The 6243-nt window shown below is 64.4% G+C and carries 6 protein-coding genes; all 6 read left to right on the forward strand.

Translation table 11 applies throughout. The features are described 5' to 3' along the window. The 6 genes from IT430_02760 to IT430_02785 all read left to right on the forward strand — a co-directional run bounded on the left by IT430_02760 (window position 1) and on the right by IT430_02785 (window position 6125). Complete coding sequence (locus IT430_02760) at window positions 1-465, forward strand: DUF669 domain-containing protein (GenBank protein ID MCC6906837.1); 465 nt, start codon at window positions 1-3, stop codon at window positions 463-465. Then, on the forward strand, window positions 453-851 hold the full coding sequence (locus tag IT430_02765; GenBank protein MCC6906838.1) for a RusA family crossover junction endodeoxyribonuclease: 399 nt from the start codon (window positions 453-455) through the stop codon (window positions 849-851). Before IT430_02760 ends, IT430_02765 begins: the two co-directional genes overlap by 13 nt. Next, window positions 839-1498, forward strand: coding sequence for a DUF4406 domain-containing protein (locus IT430_02770; GenBank protein MCC6906839.1), 660 nt, complete (start codon window positions 839-841; stop codon window positions 1496-1498). Before IT430_02765 ends, IT430_02770 begins: the two co-directional genes overlap by 13 nt. Beyond that, a complete protein-coding gene (locus IT430_02775) occupies window positions 1498-2277 on the forward strand; it encodes a metallophosphoesterase (GenBank protein MCC6906840.1) in 780 nt (259 codons plus the stop codon). The genes IT430_02770 and IT430_02775 overlap by 1 nt, the downstream gene beginning before the upstream one ends. Beyond that, the gene (locus IT430_02780; protein ID MCC6906841.1) at window positions 2274-3950 is read left to right on the forward strand and encodes a DEAD/DEAH box helicase family protein; all 1677 of its coding nucleotides are present in this window, start codon (window positions 2274-2276) and stop codon (window positions 3948-3950) included. Before IT430_02775 ends, IT430_02780 begins: the two co-directional genes overlap by 4 nt. Window positions 3951-4016: 66 nt before the next feature. Next, a complete protein-coding gene (locus IT430_02785; GenBank protein MCC6906842.1) occupies window positions 4017-6125 on the forward strand; it encodes an AAA family ATPase in 2109 nt (702 codons plus the stop codon). The last annotated feature ends 118 nt before the right edge of the window (window positions 6126-6243 follow it).

Below are 6243 nucleotides of genomic sequence, written 5' to 3' on the forward strand. Positions count from 1 at the left end.
ATGGCACATCTCGATGGTTTCGACGCGCATGACGTCGATCCAAACGTCGGTTTTGATCCCATCCCCATCGGCAAGTACCTGGCGATCATCACCGCCAGCGAAATGAAACCGACCAAAGCCGGCACGGGAGAGTATCTCGAGCTGGAACTCGAGGTGATCGAAGGCCCGTACAAGGGGCGCAAACTCTGGGATCGCCTCACGCTCAAGCACCCCAACGAGACGACGGTGCAGATCGCCAAGGGGACGCTCTCGAGCATCTGTCGGAGCGTCAACGTCATGAAACCCCGCGATTCGGTTGAGCTGCACAACTTGCCGCTGATCGCCTCGGTCGGCTGCAAGAAGCGCGAGGACAACGGCGAGCTCACCAACTACATCAAGGGGTATGCCAAGCGTGACGCCTCACCGGCGCGTCCGACGGCGGCCGCCGCCAACGGCGCCGGGGGCACTCCACCTTGGAAACGCTGAGCGAGCAGGTCTTCCTGCTGCCCTTCCCGCCGAGCGTCAATCACTACTGGCGCATGGTGAGCACGAGGCATGGATGCCGCATGCTCATCAGCCGCGAGGGCCGGACCTACCGCGGCGCGGTGGTCTCGGCTCTCGCGGCGGCGGGCGCCCGGGCGCAGGACGGCCGCCTTGATGTGTCGATCGTTGCGTCTCCACCGGATCGCCGCCGAAGGGATCTCGATAACTTACTCAAAAGCACGCTCGATTCGCTCGCGCATGGGGGCGCATACCACGACGACTCGCAGATTGACCACCTGGAGATCTGGCGCGGAGCGGTTGTCCCCGAGGGCCACATCGCAGTGCGCATTTGTCCGATGACACGGAGCATTCCGCAATGGACCACATGAACGGTCGGCCCAAGCGCCTCTACATCTCGGGCCCGATGACGGGAATACCAGAGCACAACTTCCCGGCGTTCTTCGCGGCCGAGGAACGACTCAGGCAGGCGGGTTACGAGCCGCTCAATCCGGCGCGCAATTTTGACGGCGAGACCGACCGTGACCGGGCCGAGTACATGCGAGCCGACATGGAACTGCTGTTGCGTTGTAACGGCCTGGCGATGCTGCCCGGTTGGGAGCAGTCGCGTGGCGCCAAGCTCGAGTACATGATCGCCTGGGAACTGCGATTGCCGGTTCTCGACATCGTCACCCTGTCTGAGATCAGCAAGCCACCCACACCCTTGGTGCAGTTGCACACGCTCCGGCTTGCCGATTCCGAAGCGCCGACTCCCTCGATCCTCGATGAAGCGGCGCTGGTGACAAGCGGCGAGCGCCAGACCGACTATGGCCACCCTCGTGACGATTTCACACGAACCGCAGTGATGTGGAACGGTCTGCTCGCCACGAAACTCCGTCAGCCACTCGTGGCGATGGATGTGCCCTTGTGCATGATCGCCGTCAAACTGGCTCGTGAGGCCCACCGCCACAAGCGCGACAACCTCGTCGACATCGCCGGCTACGCCCGCACGGGAGCCATGGTCGCAGGAGATGAGTGATGGCCAGGGCAGCAGGGCGCAAGTCGAAGGTCATGATGGCCTTCGGCGATGTGCACATTCCGCACCATAATCCTCGCGCCGTCGAGGTCTTCTGCCGCGCCGTTCAGCGCATCAAGCCTGACCTGATCGTCTGTCTTGGCGATCTGCTCGATTGCGGGCAGTTCTCAGTGCATCCACCCACCTATGGCGTACCCGAGAGCGACTACAACGAGGATCTAAAGCGCGCCAACGCATTGCTCGACCGCGTGCAGCGCTGCTGCACGCGCCTCGTCATGGTCGAAGGCAATCACGAGTATCGCCTGGATCGCTGGGCCGCGGCGACCGCTGAAGGGCGAGGAGCCTACTCGCTACTGGCGCCGCGCATTCAGCTCTCCAAGGGCCGATCGCGATTCAGCTACGTGCCGTACGGCTCGGCCGATGGGCGCTACCCGCATTATCCGATCAATTCGCGCATCATCGCTGTGCACGGCTGGTCGCACGCCAAAGCCGCGACACGGGCGCACCTGCAAATCAGTCAGGGAAGGAGTGTGATCCACGGACACACCCATCGCGCTGATGCCCACATGACGCAGAATATCTGGGAAACGGGTCGCATCGTCGAGGCCCGCAGCGCCGGATGCCTGTGCAAGCCCATCCCGCTCTATGGAACCGGCCGACCAGTCGAGTGGGTCAACGCCTTCATCATCGGGTATCTCGGCCGGCGCAGTGACACTCTCTACACCGTGCCGATCATGCACGACCGGTGCATCCTGCCGGATGGCGCCGAGGTGTCGGCGTGAACCTGCGCGACTACCAGCGCGAGGCGGTCGAAGCCGTCTACCGACACCTGCGTGAGCACGAGACAAACCCGTGCGTGGTGTGTCCGACCGGTGCGGGCAAGAGTCTGATCATCGCCCAGATCGCCCGAGATGTGGTGGAACTCTGGAATGGGCGGATTCTCATCCTCGCCCATGTCAAGGAGCTGCTCGATCAGGCCGTCGACAAACTGGTTGCGGTGGCGCCGGGGCTGTGGCACTGCATCGGCCTCTACTCCGCAGGTCTGGGCAGCCGCGACACCGATCACCCGATCATCGTCGGCGGCATTCAGAGTGTGTTCCGTCGGGCGCGCGATCTGGGGCGGTTCGATCTCATCCTCATCGACGAAGCCCATCTCATCCCGCCCGATGGCGAGGGGATGTACCGGCAGTTCCTCGACGACGCGAGGGCGGTCAATCCGAATGTGCGCGTCATCGGTTTGACCGCGACGCCGTTTCGGATGAAGTCGGGTTCGATCTGCTCGCCGGAGAACATCCTCAACGAGATCTGCTACGAGATCGGGGTGCGCGAGCTCATCGTGCAGGGCTTCCTGTGCCCGCTTCGCACCAAGGCCGGTGCCGAGCGAGTGGACTTTGGCGGGCTCCATGTCCGTGGTGGCGAGTTCGTCGCCGGTGAGGTTGAGGACCTCATGGACGAGGAGCGACTCGTCCATGCCGCCTGCGCTGAAATCGTCGAGCAAACAACCGACCGTCGATCCGTGCTCATCTTCGCCTCGGGCGTGAAGCACGGCGAGCACATCGTGCGCCGGCTCAATGACGCGCATGGCTTCGAATGCGGATTCGTGACTGGCGATACCCAGTCGGACGAGCGCGATCGATTGCTCGAGCGATTCCGCGCTGGCGCTCTGAAGTACCTGTGCAACGTGAACGTTCTCACCACCGGCTTTGATGCGCCCAACGTCGACTGCGTGGCTCTGGTGCGTCCCACGAAATCACCGGGGCTCTACTACCAGATGGTGGGGCGGGGCTTTCGACTCCATCCGGGCAAGGCTGACTGCCTCGTTCTCGACTTCGGCGGCAATGTCCTGCGCCACGGGCCGGTTGATCAGATCCGCATCAGCGATCCCAATTCGGCCGGGAATGGTGAAGCGCCGGCCAAGGAATGTCCGGCATGCCGAGCGCTGATCCATGCGGCGTATTCAATCTGTCCCGACTGCGGCTTTGCTTTCCCGCCCCCGGAATCTCGCCACCTCGAAACTCAAGCCAGCAGTGATGGCATCCTCTCCGATCAGGTGACGCGAACCGAGTACGAGGTGGGTGAGATCTCGTACCACGTGCATTTCAAGCGCAACGATCCCAGCGCTGCACCGACCATGCGTGTGGATTACCGCTGCGGACTCGCCACCTCATTCTCGGAATGGGTCTGCTTTGAACACACGGGTTACGCCCGTCAGAAGGCCGAGCAGTGGTGGCGACGGCGGTCCAATGAACCGGTGCCTGATGACGTCGACGAGGCGGTAGATCTGGCGCGCAGCGGCGCGTTGACGCCGACGCTGGCGATCACGGTCGAGCGAAAGCCAGGCGAGAAGTACGACCGGATCGTGAGCCACGTCCTGGGCGCACGGCCTCCGCGCATCGACACCGACGAAGGCGCTGCCGAGTACGCGCGGATCTGCGACGACGAGGTGCCGTTCTAGGAGCATGAACGTGATGCGCCTCATCCAACCCGATCATGACCGGCCGCCCTGGAGGCCGCCTGACCCGTGAGTCTCACGCGGCCGAACAGGAGTGATTCTCTCCACGCACAGGCGCAGACGTGTGTTGCCGCGGGTCTGTGCGCGCTGCCGGCGGTGCGCACCGGTCAGGAGAAGCGCCCGGCGCTGCGCGAGTGGAAGCCCTATCAATCCCGACTGCCCTCGCGAGAGGAACTCGCGCGCTGGTTCGACGGGTCGGCAACCGCGCTGTGCCTCGTGTGCGGCGCAGTCTCGGGCAACCTGGAGATGATCGACTTTGACCTGGGCGGCGAGGCCTTCGAGCCCTGGCGCCGCGCCGTCGAGTCCATGGCGCCCGGTCTCGTCGATCGCCTCGTGATCGAATCGACGCCATCGGGCGGTCGGCACGTCATCTACCGCTGCGATCAGCCCGTCTCCGGCAATACGAAGCTCGCCCAGCGCCGCATCGAGGTCGGCGCCGACGAGCCGGTTGTCGTTGGATGCAAGGAGCACAAGCCGCGCCGGGACGCCGGCGGCGCCTGGGTGATCACGATCACCATGATCGAGACGCGCGGCGAGGGTGGGCTCTTTCTGTGCGCGCCCTCCGACGGCTACGAGATCCTCAAGGGTGAACTCGCCGCACCACCGGTCATCACCTCGGACCAGCGCGACATCCTGCTCGGCTGCGCGTGGGCGCTCGATGAGACTCGTCCACCCGTCATTGACACGCCAAGTGGCGTTTCTGACGACGTTTCCACCTCGCGCCCTGGCGATGAATTCAACCGCCGTGGCGATCCCCGCGCCATCCTCCGAGCTCACGGCTGGACGCTCGTACAGGGAGGCGAGAACGAGCACTGGTGTCGGCCCGGCAAATCCGCCGGCACGAGCGCCACGCTCAAGGACGGCGTGTTCTACGTCTTCTCGACGAACGCCGCGCCCTTTGAAGCGCAGCAGGGCTATTCACCCTTCGCGGTGTACGCACTGCTCGAACATGGCGGAGACTTCAACGCAGCCGCCTCGGCGTTGGCATCGCAAGGCTACGGCACAGCGCCGACCCGTACACGCGGCGTCGATCTCTCCGCGTTCCTGGCCGACATCCCGCCCGCGCCTGACAACCCGCTCGCCCCGGCCCCGCTGTCTGTCGAGCAGCTCGTCAGCGCCCACCCGCTGCTCCGCCCGCCCGTGGTCCATGGCCTGCTGCGCCAGGGCGAGACGATGAATGTGATCGCCAGTCCAAAAGTCGGGAAGAGTTGGCTCACCCTCGATCTCGCCATCGCCGTGGCCACGGGCCGCCCCTGGCTTGGTCGCTACGCCACCGAGCGCGGCGATGTCCTCATCATCGACAACGAACTCCACCGCGAAACCAGCGCTCACCGCATCCCCAAGGTCGCGCACGCCCGCGGCATACCCATGCGCGAGTTCAACCGGCGGATCTTCGTGGACAATCTCCGCGGCCGCCTGCGCGACATCTTCACCCTCGCGCCCTACTTCGCCGCCATCGAGCCCGGCCGCTACAAGGTCATCGTCCTCGACGCGTTCTATCGCTTCATGCCCGCAGGCGGGGATGAGAATGACAACGGCACGATGGCGAACATCTACAACTGCATCGACGCCTTTGCCGATCGCCTCGGCTGTTCGTTCGTGCTCATCCACCACTCGTCCAAGGGCAATCAGACCGGCAAGTCGGTCACCGACGTCGGGGCCGGCGCCGGTGCGCAGAGCCGGGCCACCGACACCCACCTCGTCCTGAGACCGCACGAAGAGGAGCATGTCGTCGTCCTCGAAGCCGCAGTCCGCTCCTGGCCGCCCATCGATCCGCTGTGCCTGCGCTGGGACTTCCCGGTGTGGACCGCCGACGAGGGGCTCGATTCGAGTCAGCTCCTCTCGCAGGGCGGTCGCGGCCGAAATGACCCCGGCAAGAAGAACGAGTGGACGCCCGAGTCATTCGTCGAGGCGTTCGTGGATGACGACCCAGCCACGCGCTCGGCCATCATCGGCCGGGCCGTGCGCGATGGCCTGTCCAAGTGGGCCGCTGACAGTCTGCTCCGCATGGCCGATGCCGATGGTCTGCTGGCCCGCAACGGTGATGGCAAACGCAACGACCCCTTCACTTACCAGCGCCGCGCCAAGGCGCCAAGCACCCCGGAGGACCGCCCATGACGTTTCGTTTTGGGAATCGTTTTGTGCGCACAAAACGAATTGGAATTCATATCGTTTGGCGTTTCGTTTGGTGCGCACAAAACGAGTCGGGCACGCAGGGTTTCGTTTCGTTTTGTGC

It is taken from the genome of Phycisphaerales bacterium (assembly GCA_020852515.1).
Taxonomy (GTDB): Bacteria; Planctomycetota; Phycisphaerae; order Phycisphaerales; family UBA5793; genus UBA5793.

Excerpts from the sequence above, each read along its gene's own strand:
- IT430_02760 (MCC6906837.1), top strand. The coding sequence starts at position 1 with ATGGCACATCTCGATGGTTTCGACGCGCATGACGTCGATCCAAACGTC.
- IT430_02770 (MCC6906839.1), top strand. The coding sequence starts at position 839 with ATGGACCACATGAACGGTCGGCCCAAGCGCCTCTACATCTCGGGCCCG.
- IT430_02775 (MCC6906840.1), top strand. The coding sequence starts at position 1,498 with ATGGCCAGGGCAGCAGGGCGCAAGTCGAAGGTCATGATGGCCTTCGGC.